14 protein-coding genes and 1 tRNA gene are annotated in these 18,918 nt (G+C 38.9%); 4 read left to right on the top strand and 11 right to left on the bottom strand.

The annotated features are described in order from the left end of the window. Window positions 1-7: 7 nt before the first annotated feature. The 4 genes from ACN9MR_RS16260 to ACN9MR_RS16245 all read right to left on the bottom strand — a co-directional run bounded on the left by ACN9MR_RS16260 (window position 8) and on the right by ACN9MR_RS16245 (window position 6,924). The gene (locus ACN9MR_RS16260; RefSeq protein ID WP_426325164.1) at window positions 8-1,327 is read right to left on the bottom strand and encodes a Gfo/Idh/MocA family oxidoreductase; all 1,320 of its coding nucleotides are present in this window, start codon (window positions 1,325-1,327) and stop codon (window positions 8-10) included. Window positions 1,328-1,361: 34 nt separating this feature from the next. Next, window positions 1,362-2,327: a formylglycine-generating enzyme family protein gene (locus tag ACN9MR_RS16255; RefSeq protein WP_426325163.1), complete on the bottom strand. Its 966-nt coding sequence runs from the start codon at window positions 2,325-2,327 to the stop codon at window positions 1,362-1,364. 926 nt (window positions 2,328-3,253) lie between these two features. Beyond that, window positions 3,254-4,531 carry a DUF5103 domain-containing protein gene (locus tag ACN9MR_RS16250; RefSeq protein WP_426325162.1) on the bottom strand — a complete coding sequence of 426 codons (1,278 nt, stop codon included), beginning with the start codon at window positions 4,529-4,531 and terminating at the stop codon, window positions 3,254-3,256. Window positions 4,532-5,016: 485 nt separating this feature from the next. Further along, complete coding sequence (locus ACN9MR_RS16245) at window positions 5,017-6,924, bottom strand: ABC-F family ATP-binding cassette domain-containing protein (RefSeq protein ID WP_426325161.1); 1,908 nt, start codon at window positions 6,922-6,924, stop codon at window positions 5,017-5,019. A 350-nt stretch (window positions 6,925-7,274) separates the two neighbouring features. Between ACN9MR_RS16245 and ACN9MR_RS16240 the strand changes: the two genes are divergently transcribed. The 3 genes from ACN9MR_RS16240 to ACN9MR_RS16230 all read left to right on the top strand — a co-directional run bounded on the left by ACN9MR_RS16240 (window position 7,275) and on the right by ACN9MR_RS16230 (window position 9,593). Further along, the gene (locus ACN9MR_RS16240) at window positions 7,275-7,685 is read left to right on the top strand and encodes an Rrf2 family transcriptional regulator (protein WP_426325160.1); all 411 of its coding nucleotides are present in this window, start codon (window positions 7,275-7,277) and stop codon (window positions 7,683-7,685) included. Between the two features lie 74 nt (window positions 7,686-7,759). Then, entirely contained in the window at window positions 7,760-8,410 is a 651-nt protein-coding gene (locus ACN9MR_RS16235) for an NAD(P)-dependent oxidoreductase (RefSeq protein WP_426325159.1), read from the top strand. A gap of 154 nt (window positions 8,411-8,564) precedes the next feature. After that, on the top strand, window positions 8,565-9,593 hold the full coding sequence (locus ACN9MR_RS16230) for a quinone-dependent dihydroorotate dehydrogenase (RefSeq protein WP_426325158.1): 1,029 nt from the start codon (window positions 8,565-8,567) through the stop codon (window positions 9,591-9,593). 1,028 nt (window positions 9,594-10,621) lie between these two features. On the opposite strand, the gene ACN9MR_RS16225 is transcribed toward ACN9MR_RS16230, so the two are convergent. The 4 genes from ACN9MR_RS16225 to ACN9MR_RS16210 form a co-directional block, all read right to left on the bottom strand. After that, window positions 10,622-11,287 carry a DNA alkylation repair protein gene (locus tag ACN9MR_RS16225; protein ID WP_426325157.1) on the bottom strand — a complete coding sequence of 222 codons (666 nt, stop codon included), beginning with the start codon at window positions 11,285-11,287 and terminating at the stop codon, window positions 10,622-10,624. Window positions 11,288-11,576: 289 nt separating this feature from the next. Next, entirely contained in the window at window positions 11,577-11,747 is a 171-nt protein-coding gene (locus ACN9MR_RS16220) for a hypothetical protein (RefSeq protein WP_057933572.1), read from the bottom strand. A 34-nt stretch (window positions 11,748-11,781) separates the two neighbouring features. After that, window positions 11,782-11,855, bottom strand: a tRNA-Cys gene (locus ACN9MR_RS16215). 59 nt (window positions 11,856-11,914) lie between these two features. After that, entirely contained in the window at window positions 11,915-12,661 is a 747-nt protein-coding gene (locus tag ACN9MR_RS16210) for a TrmH family RNA methyltransferase (RefSeq protein WP_426325156.1), read from the bottom strand. Between ACN9MR_RS16210 and ACN9MR_RS16205 the strand changes: the two genes are divergently transcribed. After that, window positions 12,652-15,075, top strand: coding sequence for a BamA/TamA family outer membrane protein (locus tag ACN9MR_RS16205; RefSeq protein ID WP_426325155.1), 2,424 nt, complete (start codon window positions 12,652-12,654; stop codon window positions 15,073-15,075). The genes ACN9MR_RS16210 and ACN9MR_RS16205 overlap by 10 nt on opposite strands. On the opposite strand, the gene ACN9MR_RS16200 is transcribed toward ACN9MR_RS16205, so the two are convergent. The 3 genes from ACN9MR_RS16200 to ACN9MR_RS16190 form a co-directional block, all read right to left on the bottom strand. After that, window positions 15,076-15,645 carry a 2'-5' RNA ligase family protein gene (locus tag ACN9MR_RS16200; RefSeq protein ID WP_426325154.1) on the bottom strand — a complete coding sequence of 190 codons (570 nt, stop codon included), beginning with the start codon at window positions 15,643-15,645 and terminating at the stop codon, window positions 15,076-15,078. 426 nt (window positions 15,646-16,071) lie between these two features. Further along, a complete protein-coding gene (locus ACN9MR_RS16195; RefSeq protein ID WP_426325153.1) occupies window positions 16,072-16,602 on the bottom strand; it encodes a hypothetical protein in 531 nt (176 codons plus the stop codon). Next, entirely contained in the window at window positions 16,599-18,896 is a 2,298-nt protein-coding gene (locus ACN9MR_RS16190; RefSeq protein ID WP_426325152.1) for a patatin-like phospholipase family protein, read from the bottom strand. The genes ACN9MR_RS16195 and ACN9MR_RS16190 overlap by 4 nt, the downstream gene beginning before the upstream one ends. Window positions 18,897-18,918 lie beyond the last annotated feature (22 nt).

Here is an 18,918-nt window from a genome sequence, read left to right as displayed (position 1 = left end):
TTTAGTTTTAGATCACCTTTGCTTGTCCGGGCATGGCGATAGGGTATAGTCCTTTTTCATCAGGCATTAACCTTGGGTTCGCATCCCATGCAAAACGCTCCGGCATTAAACTGATGTTCGAAGCTAAAGCCTCATCCCATTTAATGGTTTGACCAGAGTAAGTTGCATAACGACCGATAATTGCAGAGAATGTGCTGGTTGCAGCATAGTCTACATTACTGAATCTATATTCTCCTTTAGAAACCGCATCGAACAGTTCGTCGTGTTCTGTTTGGTAAGGATTTGCATTTCCTTTGGTATTGTGGTTATATAATTCTTTTCCGCTGTAATCTTTCATAATGGCCTGATTGCTGCCTGAAAGATAAATCTTGCCTTTTGTACCTTGAAAAGATTCATCCACACGGTTACTGATACCCTCGAAATGTCGGCACTGGCTATTAATTACCGCGCCGTCGGCATAAGTTAATTCGATAGAGTGGTTATCGTAAATCTCCCCGTAATCTTTTCCTGTTCTCCAGGCACGGCTACCCGTTCCCTGTACCGAAACCGGATGTCCGTTTTTTATCCAGTTAGCAATATCGATATTGTGTACATGTTGCTCAACGATATGATCGCCGCATAACCAGTTGAAATAATACCAGTTTCTCATTTGGTATTCCATTTCGGTTTGGTTTGCTTTACGCGGACGTACCCAAACGCCACCACTGTTCCAGTATACCTGGCCCGACATGATATCGCCAATGGCACCATCGTTAATGCGTTTCATCGACTCGCGATAGTTGGTCTGGTAACGACGCTGTAAGCCTACTACAACATTTAATTTTTTCTTTTTAGCTTCTTCGGCTGCGGCCAATACCTTTCTAATACCAGGTGCATCTACAGCAACAGGTTTTTCCATGAAAATCTGTTTATTTTGTTTAACAGCTTCTTCAAAATGGATCGGACGGAAGCCCGGAGGCGTGGTTAACAGCACCACATCGGCTAATGGGATGGCTTTTAAATAAGCATCGAAACCTACAAACTGGCGTTCTTTTGGAACATCCATCTTTGCTGCAAATTTTCCGCTTAACGATTGGTAACTGCTGTCTAAACGATCCTGAAAAGCATCGGCCATAGCTACCAGCTTAATATTGAATTTGGTACTTAACGCCTGGAAAGCTGCTCCTGTTCCACGGTCGCCACAGCCAATTAAGGCAATTTTTATTGTGTCAGAGCCCGAAGCATAAGCCCCGGCCAATGGGATACTGCTTAACATTGCACCACCTGCGAGCATTGCAGTCGCTTTTAAAAAATCGCGGCGATCTTGTTGGTTGATTGGTTTTTTCATGTGTTTAGTTTTTATTTTGGTTAGATAGTGTAGGTTAAAAGTCTTTTATAGGTTGTTTATTGTAATAAGCATCAATTTCAGCTTTTGATGGCGTTTTAGCTGGTCGTACTAAACGCATGCCTACAAATGGCGCTTCGGGGAACCACCAATTGCTTTTCGGGATCTGTGGATCTAATTGTTTCCACGATGGATCAGACGCTAATCTGGCTGTTGAAGTCAGGTTGTTTGGCGTTTCATCATAAGAGCCACCGCGAACTACATTTGGGTAGAGTTTTTCGGGTACCGCCACAGGGTTTTCTGCCGTTTTATCCTTACTTTGACTATAGAAATCAGCGATATATTGGTCGTAAGTCCATTCGCTAACGTTTCCGTACATGTCAAATAATCCCCATGCATTTGGTTTTTTTTGCCCTACCTGATGGGTTTTATTGTCGCTATTGTCTTTATACCAGGCATAATCTCCTAATTTGGTTGCATCATTGCCAAAAGAATAATTGGTTTCGGTACCTGCTTTACAGGCGTATTCCCATTCTGCTTCTGTTGGTAAACGATAAAAAACACCAGTACGCACATAAAGCCATTTGCAAAATTGGATGGCATTGTATTGAGTCATTGCTACCGCTGGCTGGTGTTCCTTACCCATGCCAAAAGTCATATCAAGATAGGGTTTTGTAGGTCTGGTTACCGCATCTACCTCCGCTGGAATAGCACTTGTGCTGGCTTGTTTTTCGTAATCGCGATAAAGGAAAGGTTCGAAAATATCCCAGGTTACTTCATGTTTTCCAATCCAGAAAGCATCGAGTTTAACCTCGTGAACGGGTTGTTCATCAGGTTTCCCTGTTTTACTTCCCATCTTAAATTTGCCTGCCGGTATAGCTTGCATATCGAATTTTAATTTTGTTCCATTAATGGATTGTGTGTACGATTCACTAGAAGTTTGTGCTGAAATCTGCGCACAAGGATAGGCGATTAATGCTACGGCAATTAACTTTTTAAACATAATTTTTGGTTAGATACACTTATTTTCTAGGTGTTTATCTGGTTGCTTTCTGAAACACTAAAGTAAATAACCACATTTAAAACAAAGAAAATTTATGTAACAATAAAGGTAATAAATGTAACATTAAAAGTCAAATTGACAATTAAAGCGATCGTCATCCTGAAGGGTAATTTATTGGATAAAAATCAATATAAATGTCGTTTAAATTTCAGGAGGCATATAATTCCCCTATTTTAGAGGGGTGTCCGCAGGAAGGGGTGTTTTATTAGTCCTAGCCGGACAGGCTTCTTTCTTTTTGATGTCAAAAAGAAACAAAAAACACCGGCTGAAAATTTTTCTTTCAAAGCTAGTGGGTTGGCTTGGGCAGTGCGACCCGAAAAATTTGTTAGGCCGGATTTATTAGAACGGGGATACGGTGCTCAGGCCTAGTTGGGCAGAAATACAATCGGCTAAACTACTCAATATTACAAATAACATCAATGGTAACTTGTTTCAGGATCTAATTGGAGAAGATTTTTAAAGTCGATCTTACTTGTAATTATTTGACTAATAACCTGAGTTCGATTAATGTTTAAAAATTAATGTACTTTATTAGGACGAATTGGCTAGCCGTTTCGTCATGCTGAATTTATTTTACAAGTAGAAGTAGTGTTTTCAATTGTCTTGTAGCTACTATGTGGTCAGCATCTTTACTGTTAAACCGTCTTGCTATAAAGACCCTGAAACAAGTTCAGGGTGACGACCGTTCATATAACTCGCCAAATAACCCAAATTAAAGCACATTATTAATCGAACTCAGGTTAATAGTATTATAGCTAAAAGGTCTTTTGCCATATAAGGAATATAAGGTCATTTAAGCTTATATTCCTTATGTATCTTATAATCGTTTGTTTTGCATTTTTGACGCATCATCATTGCAAGCTGACTTACCTTCTATCGGTAACTTTATTACTCAGGTTGGTATAACCAATCAATGTATCCCATCGCGCTCCGGGACGGCGATAATAAACGAAAATCTGATAGCTGTTTTCGGTCTGGAAGAATGCACCTTCGAAAGGTTTGGTTTCCATTACCCTGGTGTCTTTATTAAACCAGGCAAACTCATAATCGTATAGGCCCTGTTTAAGTATAACGTTACCGTAAAACTGTTTTCTGTTGGCATCATAGAGCAGTTTGTTTTCATTGCTCATGGTATAATTGTTAAACCGGCCAACAACATAAGCATCGCCATTCGGGCTGGGTGCAGGGGCATTTAATGTAAATAAAACACTCATGTACTCTGCTTCTGTTTTATCATCACGTCCGTCGGTATTGCGGATAAAAAAGTTTCCGTTTTCATCGTACTGGTTGGCAAATGCACCGACAGTTCTGGCTGCATCCTGAAAAAGCATCACGTTCACGGATTGATTGTCGCGATAAATATCTTTAACATTATCAGCCTTGTACCTTAAACTCCTGGTGTCAAATTTCCTGAATTCATTATCTCCCCAAAAATCATTCGTATTGAGGTCGTTATAAACCAATTGGTTTGGTCTTACAAATGAAGGTTTAGTATTAACCTGGATAGTATTGGCATTGAAGTTTTGCATTACTACTGCTTTAATATCCTGATAAGGGTTGGGGATTGGGAAAGCATGATTAATGGTGAAATTGATTTTTTGTTTGTAGTTCCTGTTTTCAACCTGCATGGAATTGTTTACTTCTGCCGCTACAGCAACCTGACTATCGAGGATGTAGAAACGTTGCGAAATAACAGGTTTGTTTTTATCGCCATCTAAATAAACTTTTAATACGTAGTTGCCCCCGATTTTTGGCTGGATTTGGGTATTGGGTAAATTGATTTCGTAATGGGTGTATTTTCGGGCGGTATTAGAAGAGTAGCGATAATTGATGATGCGGTCATCATTGAAGCTTCCTAAATAATCTATACTCGAAATTTTCGAAGTTTCCCATTCTGAGGTGCAGTGTTCTATGGTGTACCAGTAGTTTTGGGTACCTGCAAGTAAATCGTCGAACGAAAAAGTTATCGTTTCTGACGAATTGAGCATGATTACAGGTAGGCTCTGTTCTTTATTGCTGTTATAACAAAGTACAGTTTTAATATTTGGAAGATAAATTTTATTCTCGTTGGTAAACGTTTTATCGTTTTGCGCAAAGGCTAGGCTAGAGATGAAAAATAAAACCGGAATTAATATTTTCTGCATGGTTAAAAGTAAAGTTTTATTGGGAAGTGGCAAAACCAAATTGTGGATGGTTTATTCGTGGTGTCAGATATTTCTATCTGACACTGATCTGATTTTTTTGCATATAAATTCTATTTGTTAGGATTTCCTAAGAATCACTTAACAGTCAGATGGTAACATCTGACTACACATTGGATGGTTGCCACGGAAGCACGGATGGACACGGAAGGTTCCCCGCATGCCGTCATTTCGAGCGGAGTGCAACGCAGTCGAGAAATCTACTAAACAGATCTCTCCGTTCCGCGTTGCTTCAGTCGAGATGACGGGACGACGAATTATCCGTGGTGTCAGACATTACGATCTGACACTAAATGATGAATTCATAAACAGCCAGATGGTAACATCTGACTGCACATTAATACCTCTATAGCAACTAATGCACAAAAAAGCCGTCACGATGTAAAATCGAAACGGCTATATATTTATACCTACTGGCGTTTAAAAAACTAACCTTCCAGCTCCATAATTTCAGCTGCTAAACTTTCCCATTTATTTTGGCAATTGTCTAATTCCTGTTTTGTTGCTAAATAACGTTTGTTGGCTTCAGCTAATTTATCGGCTTTGGCGTAAACATTCTCATCTGCCAATTCTGCTTCAATATTTTTAACATTCTGCTCCAGTTCGGTGATCAGCTTTTCTGTTTTTTGCAGTTCGTCGTTCAGCTTTTTTAATTGGTTAGCTGTATTTGGGGTAACTGCTTTTGGCTGTTCCTTTTGTTTCTCTGGCATTTTAACCGGAATAGGTTTAGCCGCAGGAATTACCCTTTTGCTATTCCATTCTTCATATTCTGCATAAGTACCAGGGTATTGTTTAATTTTTCCGCTTTCGATAAACCAGATCTTATTGGCCACATTATCTAAGAAATACCTGTCGTGAGATACTGCAATAAAGGTACCTTCAAACTGTTGTAATGCCTGAATCAGGATATTAACCGATTGGATGTCCAGGTGGTTGGTCGGCTCATCCAGAATCAGGAAATTCGAATCTGTGGTTAACGATTTGGCCAGTGCCACACGCGATTTTTCACCTCCCGAAAGCACTTTGATTTTTTTGAAAACATCGTCTCCCGTAAAAAGGAAACAGCCTAAAATACTACGTAATTCGGTATCGGTATGTTTTGGGGCAAATGCTTGTAATTCTTCTAAAATCGAATTTTCTAAATGCAGCGATTCCAATTGGTGCTGTGCAAAGAAAGTGGTGGTCACATTATGACCGGTTTCGCAGAAACCTTCAAATTTCTCGGCTCCGGCAATCATTCTCAATAAAGTAGATTTACCCTTACCGTTTGCACCAATCAAGGCAATTTTATCGCCTTTTTCTATCACTCCTTCAGCATCATCCAAAATGTGCACATTCGGATAGCTTTTATTGGCGTGTTCTATACGCACCACGTGCCTGCCCGATGGTTTAGAAAATTTGAAAGCAAAATTTACGGTCGGGTTATCATCATCTACATCATCAATACGCTCCATCTTATCTAAAGCTTTCATCCGCGATTGTGCCATTTTAGCCTTGCTCGCCTTCGCTTTAAAACGCTCAATTAAACGTTCTTCCTGCTTTATTTTAGCCTGTTGGTTTTTAAATTCACCCTTTTGGATTTCACCACGTAAGGCTTTTTCTTCAACATAGAAGCTATAGTTACCCGCGTACACGGTTAATTTTCCTTTACGCGATTCTACCGTACGGTTTACAATCTTATCCAAGAAATACCTATCGTGAGATACAATTACAATGGCACCTTCAAAGCCCATTAAGTAGTTTTCTAACCATTTAATGGAAGGTAAATCCATGTGGTTGGTAGGCTCATCCAGCAATAGGATATCAGGCGTTTGTAATAATATTTTGGCCAGCATTACACGCATACGCCAACCCCCCGAGAAGGTATTTAACGGACGCAACTGATCTGCGGTACTAAAACCTAAACCAGCCAAAATTTCATTTGCCCTATATTCGATGTTATAGCCATCTAAAGCTTCAAATTCTTGCTGTTTATCACTTAACTTAAATAAAACTTCTTCGCTGTAATCCGTTTCGATTTTTTTAAGCAGTTCTTCAATCTCATCGTGCAATTGGTTTTGGCGTTCAAAAGCTTCCATGGCCACATGCAAAATGCTATGGTGAGAATCGTAAGAAAGTAAATCCTGGTTTAAGTAGCCGATTTTCAGGTCTTTAGACATGGAAACAGTACCCGAACTCGGTGCATATTCGCCTACAATTATTTTTAAAAGTGTTGATTTTCCTGTTCCATTGGCGCCGATTAAACCAGCTCTGTCGCCAGGTTTAATGTGCCAGTTCGCGTCATCGTACAAGGCTCTTGAGCCAATCAGGAAGGTTAAATTATTTATTGAAATCATTTCGGCTGCAAAAGTACGAAATTTAAAGGCTTTTTTCAGCTGGAAAGTCAAATAGGATAAGCTAAAAACATTAATTGGTTTTAGGTAAAGCAATACTTGCTAATTGGTGTCGTAATGACATTAAAAATCAATTTATATAAAAACAAAAGCTTTTAAGTGTCTGTTTAATAAATTATTACTGTTTTAAATTGATACTCGATATAACGCCTATCTGCTCAATATCCTCAAATTTTAGTTGGTCTTTAAAATGGTAATGCATTACAATTGTCAGTACAGGGTTAAATGATGTTAAATTTTTATGATGTATAAAAATTATCATACCTTTGTTCTGTAATTAAAATAGTTACAGTATGAATAGCAGTCATTTTTCTATATCGCTTCACATTCTTACGCTTCTCGATCAGGTGAAGGGACAGCTATTGAATTCGGAATACATTGCCGGAAGTATCAACTGCAATCCTGTTTTGGTAAGAAAGGAGCTTGCCAATTTACATAAGTACGGTTTTGTTCAAAGTAAAGAAGGAAAGGGTGGAGGCTCTACATTGGCAAAAAATCCTGCCGATATTAATTTGGGGGATGTGTATAGGGCGGTTAAACAAAAAAGTTTACTGGGTGAAAGCAAAAATAAACCTAATCCCGATTGCCCGGTAGGGAGACAGATTACTAAACATTTAAACGATTTATACGATGAAGCCGAAACCGCTTTGGTGAAGAATCTTTCATCTAAAACATTAAAAGATTTTAGTGCGGGTTTTAAGTAAAAAATTTTAAATATAACTGTAATAAAAAGTATTACAATTTAAATCAGATTAATAAATTTTAAAAATTAAATAACATGAAAGTAGCATTAATTGGAGCCTCTGGATTTGTAGGCAAAGCCATTTTAAATGAATTAATTAATCGTGGAAACGAAGTAATTGCCATTGCACGCGATACCACTAAAATTGAAAGTAATAATGATCAGGTAAGCAAGATCGCAGTTGATGTTTTAGACACTGAAAAATTAGCAGCGGTTTTAAAAGGTGCTGATGCAGTGGTAAGTGCTTTTAACGCAGGTTGGACCAATCCGAATTTATATAACGATACGGTACAGGGAGCAGAGGCTATTCAGGCTGCAGTAAAAGCATCGGGCGTTAAACGTTACATTTTTATTGGTGGAGCAGGTACTTTGCAGATCGATGGTCACCAAATTGTAGATGGGCCAAACTTCCCTGCCGAATACAAGCCAGGTGCAACAGCAGTAAGAGATTATTTTAATACGCTAAAACAAGAAAAGGAATTAGACTGGTTGTTTTTTAGTCCGGCTATTGAGATGCATCAAGGCATCACCACCGGCCGTACCGGGAAATACCGCTTGGGTAAAACGAGTCCGGTTTTTAATGAAGAAGGCCGTTCTATTTTATCAGTAGAAGATTTAGCAATTGTTATTGCTGATGAGCTGGAAAATAATGCACATCACCAGGAGCAGTTTACGGCAGCTTACTAGGGATGCAGGATGGGGCAGTGGGATGGTTTATTGGTTCATTAGTCATTAGTCATTGGTTCACTGGTCATTGGTTCACTGGTCATTAGTAACTGAAAATTGATCACTGAAAACTGCTCTATTTTCCTTTTTCCCATTAAGTTCTTATCTTCGTGCCATGTATCGCCTTATTAAACCAATATTCTTCAAATTTGACCCTGAAAACGTACATTATTTTGTAGTTAAGCGGTTAAAATGGTTTAATGATAAATTTCCGCTAGGTAAAACCATTATCCGTAGCAGCTTTGATGTACACATTAAAGGTTTAGAACGCGAGGTTTTTGGCATAAAATTCAGAAATCCTGTTGGTTTGGCTGCCGGATTTGATAAAAATGGCGAATATGTGGAGCCGCTTAGCAATTTAGGTTTCGGATTTATTGAAGTGGGTACGGTAACGCCAATGCCTCAGCCAGGGAATGATAAACCCCGGATGTTCCGTTTACCTAACGATGAAGCCTTAATTAACCGGATGGGCTTTAACAATAAGGGTGTAGATGTAATGGCCGAGCGTTTGCGCTTGCTAAAAGATAAACATCCTGATATTGTGGTTGGTGGAAACATCGGTAAAAACAAGGTTACTCCAAATGAAGATGCGGTAAACGATTATATTAAATGTTTCGATCGTCTTTTTGATGTGGTCGATTATTTTGTGGTGAACGTAAGTTCACCCAATACCCCGGGTTTACGCGAACTGCAGGAAAAAGAACCATTAAAAAAAATCCTCAATACTTTGCAGCAACGCAATCGTAAAAATGATATTTCACGTCCGATTTTATTGAAGATTGCGCCTGATTTAACTGATGCGCAATTGGACGATATTATCGAGATTGTTGCCGAAACCAAAATTGCTGGTATCATTGCCACCAACACAACCGTTAGCAGGGAAAATCTGGCTACAGAAAAAGACTTGGCTACGCAAACCGGTGGTTTGAGCGGTAAACCTGTTAAAGAACGCTCTACAGAAGTGATCCGTTATCTTTCGGAGAAATCAAGCAAGGCCTTTCCAATTATTGGGGTAGGTGGTATTCATTCGGCAAAAGATGCAAAAGAGAAATTAGATGCTGGTGCGTCTCTGGTTCAATTGTATACTGGTTTTATATATGAGGGGCCAGGGCTGATCAAAAGCATCTGTAAAGAGTTGGTTTAAACATATTCACCTGCACCGGGCCATCACTCGCTTCTCGCCTGCGGGTTTCACGCTATTATCAGGTTTAGTAGCAAGGTTTGTCTATAAAAGCGGAGCTGAAATTGCCAAAAGAGCAGAACCAGCCGTTTCTTAATCATTATTAATATTTTTTCTTTTTTAGGAAATGAAAGTTCAGCGTTTCATGGGTACTGTAGCCCCGCCATCCGCTTTACTTCACCCGATGGAAAAGATCGGGTTCGTGTTCGCTTCTGTCAGGTTTATAAACAACGGCTTGCTTTCAGTGCGCCTAATCATTATTAATATTTTTTCTTTTTTAGGAAATGAAAGTTCAGCGTTTCATGGGTACTGTAGCCCCGCCATCCGCTTTACTTCACCCGATAGAAAAAATCGGGTTCGTGCTCGCTTCTGTCGGGTTTAGTTAACAGCGGTTTGCTTCAGGGTACCAAACTTTGTTAAATAAATCCATTGTCAGTGAGAGCTTCCGATCCTTCATCGGAACCCGCACCAAAAGCGGGGCTGAAATTGCCAAAAGAACGGAACCAGCCGTTTCTTAATCATTATTAATGTTTTTTCTTTTTTAGGAAATGAAAGTTCAGCGTTTCATGGGTACTGTAGCCCCGCCATCCGCTTTACTTCACCCGATGGAAAAAATCGGGTTCGTGCTCGCTTCTGTCGGGTTTAGTTAACAGCGGTTTGCTTCAGGGTACCAAACTTTGTTAAATAAACCCATTGTCAGGGAGAGCTTCCGATCCTTCATCGGAACCCGCACCAAAAGCGGGGCTGAAATTGCCAAAAGAACGGGACCAGCCGTTTCCTAATGATTATAAAAGTCTTTTATGTTTAGAAAATGAAGGGTAGCATTTCATGGGTACTTGTTTCCCGCCATTCGCTTTATCCCGATTGAAAATAATCGGGATGCTTATGATTGTTTATTTAATAAGGTCTGAATTTTATGATTAAATGCTACTTGAGAGGCCTGCTTCAACAGAGAGTATCATGCATGAAATATGGTGAGAATAGGTAAAAAACTATTTCTGCCGGCTTACCATTTCATTAATCCAGATCGGTGCAAATGGAGAAGTACAGCCTTTAGAAACAGGATAATCGCGGTATATTCCTAATCTTTCACCTATTTCTAGTGCTCTTTTTCTATGTTGGGGATGGTTAATGCCAATCTGAGCCAGTGCGGTATTCATCGTCCATTGGATTTCTGGTGCTGCTGTAGGCATTTCTTTTTCAATCCGATCAAGAATTGCCGGGATGTCTATTCCTTCAGGTGCCCGGGTTATACGTCCGCTGGTTAAGCTCCAGCCTGCGCGGGCCAGCATAATATTTCCAGAATTCATCCATTTTTCCCTGAATTGTTCCTTATCGGGGTATTCTTTCACGATATAATTGTAAAACCAATCAGCTGCCCAGGTAAAGTTTTCTGAAGCGACCATTTGTTCAATCTGTGCTGCAGACAGCGCTTTTGATTTAAGGATTAAGATTGCCAGCAGTCGGGCATCAATATTTTCAGTTTCCCAGAGTTGAAGTGCAAGTTCATGATCGGTTTTGATCTTTTTGGCTATTGCCCTGATGTCGCCCATTTTAACGCCAAAAATATTTTCTCGGGCGCCGTTCTTAATGTGCATGGCGCGGACTTTCTCTTCGCCAAGCGATTCTAGTGTTGAAAGGGTTTCTGTAAGATTCATGTCATCGTAAATCTGATAGCATAAAGTTAAGATTTTAGGTAGTTAGTATACATCGTCACCCTGAATTTATTTCAGGGTCTGTCTTGCAGGAAAGGTGCTGACCACTTAGTAGCTACAAGACAATTGAAAATACGACCACTACTTGTAAAACAAGTTCAGCATAACGATTGAATTAGAAATGAGGCTTAGGATTGCAATAAATACTGTGAGTATCAAAAATACTAACGCATAAAAAAAGCATCCTTTGATCAGAAGGATGCTTTAAATCTTTAAGAAGAATTTCTAAAAACTATTTTGCCAAAGTAGCCAAAACAGCATTGTTTTTAGCTAATTGATCGTTTTTAGGTTGTGCAGAGCGGCTTCCTAACTCAATGTTGGTTGCTCTCTTTAAAAATGCTACCTCTTGGTGAGCTGTATTTTTATTTCTTCTGTCTTTTCTTTTTAATCTGGTAACTGCCATGGTAATAACCTTTTAATTATTTTATTTGTACAAATGGAGGTCGAGAGCGGATTCGAACCGCTGTAGAAGGTTTTGCAGACCTCTGCCTAGCCACTCGGCCACTCGACCCTTAAATTCAAGGCTGCAAAAATAGCAATTATTAGTTAGCCCGCAAATAATATCTCAATTTAATTTCGAACTCGCACTAACTCAGCACAAAAGATTGCCGCACTTACTGCCACGTTTAACGATTCGGCTTCGCCAATTCTCGGAATGGTTACCGGTTTATTTATTTTTTTGATTACTTCTGCTGATATTCCCTTTCCTTCATTGCCTAAAATCACCAATCCTTCAGCCCCCCATTGCGTTTTGTAAATCGATTCGCCATCTAGCAATGCCCCAAATACAGGGATGATATTTTTCTCCAGTAATGCTGGTAAATCTGCTTCATAAATATTTACCCTTGCCAAAGAGCCCATGGTAGCCTGTACCGTTTTTGGATTGAATACTTCTACACAGTCTGCAGAACAAATGATGTTTTTAAAGCCAAACCAATCTGCCGTTCTGATTATGGTACCCATGTTACCCGGATCCTGAACGCCATCTAAAACCAAAGTGAACTGATTTTTTAGCGCTTTTAGCACTAATTCTCTGTTTTTGGGGATATGGACGAGTGCTAAAAAGCCTTGTGGCGTTTGCAGCGTACTAATCTTGTCTAATTCGGCGTTCTTTACTTCAAATAAGTTTATATTTGCAGGCAATTTGGGTAACAAATTGTATTGTTCGCTGTTGTAAAATATAGTATGGATCTGGTAGCTTGATTGAAAAAATTCTTTTATGGATTTTATACCTTCAACAATAAATAAACCATGTTCTTTACGGTATTTTTTTTGATGTAACGACTTTATAAAACTAATCTGTGATTTTGAAAGCATACCAAAACTCAATAAATATTAAACTGAAAAGCACTGCAATATTACTATTTATTATTGTTTTAATTCAGGCCTGCTCATCAACTAAATACATTGCCGACTATCAATCGATAGTGAAAAAGGTTACTATTGATAGTGTTGATGCTAAATTTGAAGAACAGGCATACAATTATGTTCAGAAAGATATCAGGCCGGCATCTAAGTTGAGTATCAATGTGCCTTTGTACAATTTATTCAACACAAAAGATGGTCGTTATAAAACCAGTGATATTAAGCCATTTGGTACGCCACCCGCTATTTTAGATAGTACGTTGGTCGAGATTTCCAGAACACAGATACAGAAGTTTTTAAAAAGCAAAGGCTACCGCCAGGCCGAAGTAACCTCGGCCATCAAGATTGCAGATAAAAAGGCCGAAATTGTATTCAGCGCAAAACCGGGGCCTGCTTATTTTATTGAGAAAATTTCCGATTCGATCCCAAATACAAATATTAGGAATCTTTACCAATCGAATAAGGCTAAAATATCCCATTTACACAAGGGAATGCAGTACGATGAAGACTCTTTAACTTATGAAAGGGAGCAGATTTATCGTATTATGAAAGAAAATGGATATTTCTATTTCTTAAGACCTTATGTGAATTTTGATGTATATGGTGCCGAAGCAAACTCTAAGACTAACAAAATAGATTTGAATCTTAATGTAACAGATCCTGCAAACGGTGAGCACAAGCAGTTTAATATTGGTTATACCCACATGATTATTGCACCTAACCCTGATGGGTTTCCTGATTCGGTGCGTTATAAACTGAGTAAAGATACGCTTAATGGCATCATATTTACCGATTTTTCCAAACGCTACCGTAGAAACCCGATTGTAAGGTATGATTTTCTAAAACAGGGCGAACTTTATGATATCCGAAATGAAAACCTTACTTATGACCGTTTATATGAACTTAACATTTTCAAAAACGTAAAGATCGATTATTTTAGACGAGACAGTACTTCAAATAAGGTAAATACCGTAATTCAGTTGATTCCGCAAAAGGTGATGAGTAACCGTGTGGAGGGCGAGGTGCCATTTAATGGGGGTACAGTAGGTTTTAACCTCAGTAATACCTATACCAATAATAATATTTTTAGGGGTGCAGAACGTTTCGAACTTCAAGTAAAGGGTGGTCTGCAATCAAGGATAGGGAACGGAGCCAGACCTTTTAGTGATATTTACCAGCGAGATTTTTCGATTAGTGCCAGCATTACAGTACCTAGATTGATGATTCCTTTCTACAATCCGGTTTTGGGTGGTAACGGAATGCCACACACTACTTTTTCAAGTAGTTATATTTATGCCTTGCAGAAAGATGTATCTGTAAGGAGGATTTTTATCAATTCGATCACTTACGATTGGTTTGAAACCAAATCTAAACTGCACTCTTTTACGCCCTTGAATTTCGAATACCGTTTTGGCAGTTTAGATCCTAATGTGGATGCTGAAACCGTATTGAATAACCTTTACTACTCAACATTATTAGCACGTAAAGATTTAACGCTGGGTATGAAATATACCTATACCTTAAATGCAAATAAGCTGAATGAATACCGCTCTTTTGTTTATTTAAGGGCAGGAATGGATATTGCGGGTAATATGTTGCAGGGGATATCTAAATTAACAGGCAATAAGAACGATCCGGCAAACAACGACCCGGCAAAAATATTTGGCTTGCCATTTAACCAATATATGCGTCCGGAGGTTGACCTGAGGTGGTACAAACATTTAGGCGGTGAAAGGCAATTTGTTGCACGTTTAAACGCAGGTGTAGCTTATGCCTATGGGAATTCGGTATTAACAGGTATTCCCTTTGAAAAACAGTTTTTTGCAGGTGGGTCGAATGGCATAAGGGCTTGGCAGGCCAGGACCATTGGGCCCGGAAACTATGATAGAGGGCTTTTAAGGAGTGATACCTTAAGGAAAGCGTTTTACGGGCTTGATCAGCTTGGGACCATGCGGATAGAAACGAATTTTGAGTACCGTTTTACCGTGGCCAAGAAATTTTTTGGCGCCACGTTAAAAGGAGCAGCCTTTGTTGATATTGGTAATGTATGGAACCTTCGTAAAGGAGAATCAATTCTGGTTGCAACCCCCACGCTTGATGAACAAACCGTATTTAAATTAAGTAAATTTGCACAACAGTTGGCTATTGGTACAGGTGTAGGCCTGAGATATGACGTGCAATATTTTGTTTTTAGGTTTGATGTAGGTTTAAAGCTTAAAGATCCGCAGTTCACAGGTTCGGATCAATGGGTTATCAGTAAGTTTTTATCTGGTGCAAGGGCATTTAAAGACAGTTATAACTTAACACATGCACCTGATACTTATCGGTTTTTACAATATAATTTTGGTATCGGTATGCCATTCTAATTAACCAAAAAGGCTTAATGCTTTGGGTTTTGTATCGGGATCTTTAAAAGAAAATTCTTTAAAGGGTTGCCATCTTTTATCCATGTGTTTGTAAACAGAAAAGGATGAAACCGGAAACTCGCGTTTAAATTTCCGGTCTTTAAATTCGGCAGCAATCTGTTTGAAAATGGGCGGTTTTACATCTCTAAATGCCAAAGTTAAATGTGGATTGAATTTTTCTTTTTTCTCTATTAATTTTAAAGGCTGTAATGTTTTGGTAATCTGTTTTTCCAGGTTCATTAACCCTTCATTTTGTTCAACATCGAGATAAAAGGTATGCTCCAGAAATGAATTAAAGTTTCGGAGTACCTGTGTAAATGGCTCACTGAAAGAAGCATCTTCTAAAGCTTTAAAAAATCTTTTTTCTGCATTGTAAGCTGATAGTTTTACCGGTGGGTATAAGGTGATGTGTGCCGGCCGTTTTAATGATTCATGCACATTAAATTTCTCTGAAATGTATGTTCTAATTTCATCGATGTCTTCTGCTATAGAAACAGGAGGGACTAAACACACTAAAAATAGATTTTCCATAAAACGAATTTGCTAATATTTTTAGTAATATTAAAATAAATTATTGTGTTGTTGCTGTTGGTTGAATTAGATATCCTTTTTTCGGAAAGCAGTTATAGTAGCATTTTGGTTATTGCAGTCCCGCTTCCGCTTCTGCCGATTGAAATAATCGGCATTCCGCTTCGATCGGGTCTAGGAGGCTTAAAAAGTACTACTATCTGTGGTAAAATAAACCCGACCGGCAGCGTTATCCCGATTGATGCTGCTTTTATTTAACGGTTTATCTATCGGGATTAAGCAAAGGGCGGGAGGGGGATAACCGAAGCACCACAGACATTGCTTTTCTAAAAAAAAGAACATATTTTAATTTATAGAGAAAGATTGCTTCGGCTCGCGCCTATCCAGCCTCGCAATGACGATTCGTGGTGAAAATTTAATTCGAAAATGTCAGACGAGGTTCTTTAATCCATCAAATATACTTTCGAAAAAGGTAGAAAGGTTTAAGCCATTGCTGTGATTAAAATACACAAATACCAGAAAAACAATGACCACAAATATGATCAGTTTGCGGAAGGCAAAGGCAATAATTACCAATATAATAGGAATAATGAAAAGCCATAAACTGTTTATAGCGTACGGACTTAAATCAGTGTCTTTTTTATACACATACACCAGTTTACTATGCGTACCAGAGTCGTTTTGATGTTTGATGTAAACGAAGGTAGATTTATCGATTGGTAAAGGCAGCACCGCTATGCCATCGTTAAATTTTAATACCTGTGTAAAACCACTTACACTAAAGGTGTAGGTTCCGTTTATATTTTCGTTGGGGTTGTTTAGCGAATCGGCGGCTATTATGGCCAGTTTATTGTTTTTGAGCAAATTTTCTTTTACCAGAAAATTATTGATTGCTGCGGTTTGTGCATGGCTGAAAAACCCGATTAAACACAGCGAAAGCAAGAGTAAGATTCGTTTCATTCGATAGAACGTTTATTGTAAATTAAATAACCGATATGCAATAATACACCATTTCTTTTAACAGCATCATTATATAAATTATAACTTAGGCTAACCGGACCCAGAGGGGAGTGATAAACCAGGCCAGCGGTACCCGCATAACGTAATTTTGTAATGGGCTTTGCGTAATTTATATCCTGGAAATTATTCAGCTCAAACTCTTTATGAGGTAAAAATAAATAACCTTCTAATCTAAAGTCAAGATTTTTTTTAACATTGTAAATGTTTTTTATTCCGCCGGCGGCATAGGTGGTTGCCCTAAACTTATCCAGAAATAGCGAGCGGCTATCTTGCAGCGGGTAGAAGGCCGGAGCGGTTAAAAGTGTTGCGTAATAGTTGCTAAATAAAGGCTGGTTAGAGAAAACGCCTTCCACAATATAACCCAATGTGTATTTTTTAAGGTGTAAAAAGTAATTTTCCTGGGTAAGTTTTATACTTCCCCATTGGCGCAAATGACTACTGCCCGGAATTTTTACAAACCCCGGGGTGTTGCGGAAAATATTGCCGGGATTATAGTTTTCGCGGCCTGTGGTGTAGTTGAAACTTAGCGAAAAGCTCTGGCCATTGGTGGCATATTGTTTTCTGTTCAGCGAATTTTTTTCGAAGTTTAACGAGCCCCTGAAACCGTTGAATATGGTTTGGTCTAATAAATCGCCTACCGCAAAGGTATTGTTTGGGCTATAGCGATCATTATTATTTATAAAAGTAGAATGGAGAACAATTTTGGTATTGTAATTTAAGGGCATTCCCATCATCAGGTCAATCTTACGGTCAGATTGTTCGATGTAAATGGGGCGTGGGTTTTCGATAAATATCTGGCTGGTATTATAAAAATTCCAGTGATTATAGGTTAATTCTGCGGCCAGAAACAAGGGTAGTCTGGTTGGATAATCTACCCGGCCATTAACCTGTACCGATTCGTAAAAGCGGCCAGAGTAAAAGCTGGTTCCAAAAGTGTACGATTTTCGGTTAAGGTAGTTGTACTGGGCACCCAAAAAAACATTGCTGATGGGTCTTGTAGATATATTGCCGCCTAGTTCGAGTTTGAAGCTCTTTTTCGGCTGTGCCACCACCTCAAAAGTATAACTGTCTGTTGCTGCCTGATATGAAATTTTAGGAAATACAGTTTCGAAAGTTTGGTCGGCAACCAGTTTATAATACCCTCGTTTAATATCTTGCAGGTTAAAAGTAACTTTATCACTTTTGAAAAGCCTTTCTACATATTTTTTCTGCTGACTGTTTACACCGGTTACGATGATGTTGCTGAACTTTAGATCTGGCTTTTTCGCATTAAATTTTTCCCTTCTTTTTGCCAGTTCTTCATCGCTCACTCTTTTGCTGATTAAAGCTTTAATCCTTGGCATATCGGCTATTGTTGCATCATAGCCTTTTTTAATCAGCTCTTCTACCGGAGCAAAATTAGTTACGCTGTAAGTAGCTAAATTGGGTTGGATATATACACCATTTTTCCCGATCATGGTAGAATCCGATTTGGATAGAAACATGTATACCAAAAAGCGGTTCATTAAACGATCGTCGATGTTTTTAGGGTATTCGTTATAGGTTTTTGAAGAAACATTCGCACCGATCACAAAATCAGGCTTAAAGTCTCTTTCCATTACATCAGCAGGGAAATTGTTGTAAAGGCCTCCATCAAAAACGTACTTTCCATCTAGTTTAATGGGCCGGTAGATAATCGGAACCGTCATGGTTGCCCTTACTGCTTCTGCTAAACTTCCTTTGCTTACTGTGATACTTTTTTGTGAAAGTACATCTGCAACCATACAACGATAGGGAACAAAAAGATTATCGAAATTATCTTTAGAAACGGCTGAAGCCTGGGCAAAAAGCTCGAGAAAGGCAAAATTTAATGGAATATCGTTAATCAGGTTAGAACGGAAGCTAAAATGAAAGCCCGTATCAATAGCCACTTTTGCAGTAAGCATAGAAGCATTGGGCGCATTTTTCTGGAAGTAGTAGGTGTAATCGCTGGTGTATCTACCATTTACCCAGTTCTGGAAGTCGTTGCTTAATGCAATTTTTTCTATCTGTGCGGGGCTATAACCTGCGGCATACATGGCGCCAACAATTCCGCCCATAGATGTGCCGGTAATGTAATCGATGGGGATGTGGTTCTCTTCTAAAGCCTTTAATGTGCCAATGTGTGCCAATCCTTTCGCACCACCTCCGCTAAATACAAGACCTACCTTTTGCGCCCGTAATTGGTTACAGCACAGAACGAAGAGGATCAGCAAAAATCTTTTAAAAGTTACCACC

This window comes from Pedobacter sp. R-06, from assembly GCF_049913135.1.
In the GTDB taxonomy this organism is placed as follows: domain Bacteria; phylum Bacteroidota; class Bacteroidia; order Sphingobacteriales; family Sphingobacteriaceae; genus Pedobacter.
The sequence above is the reverse complement of the archived record's forward strand: the minus strand, read 5'-3'. Positions and strand labels throughout refer to the sequence as shown.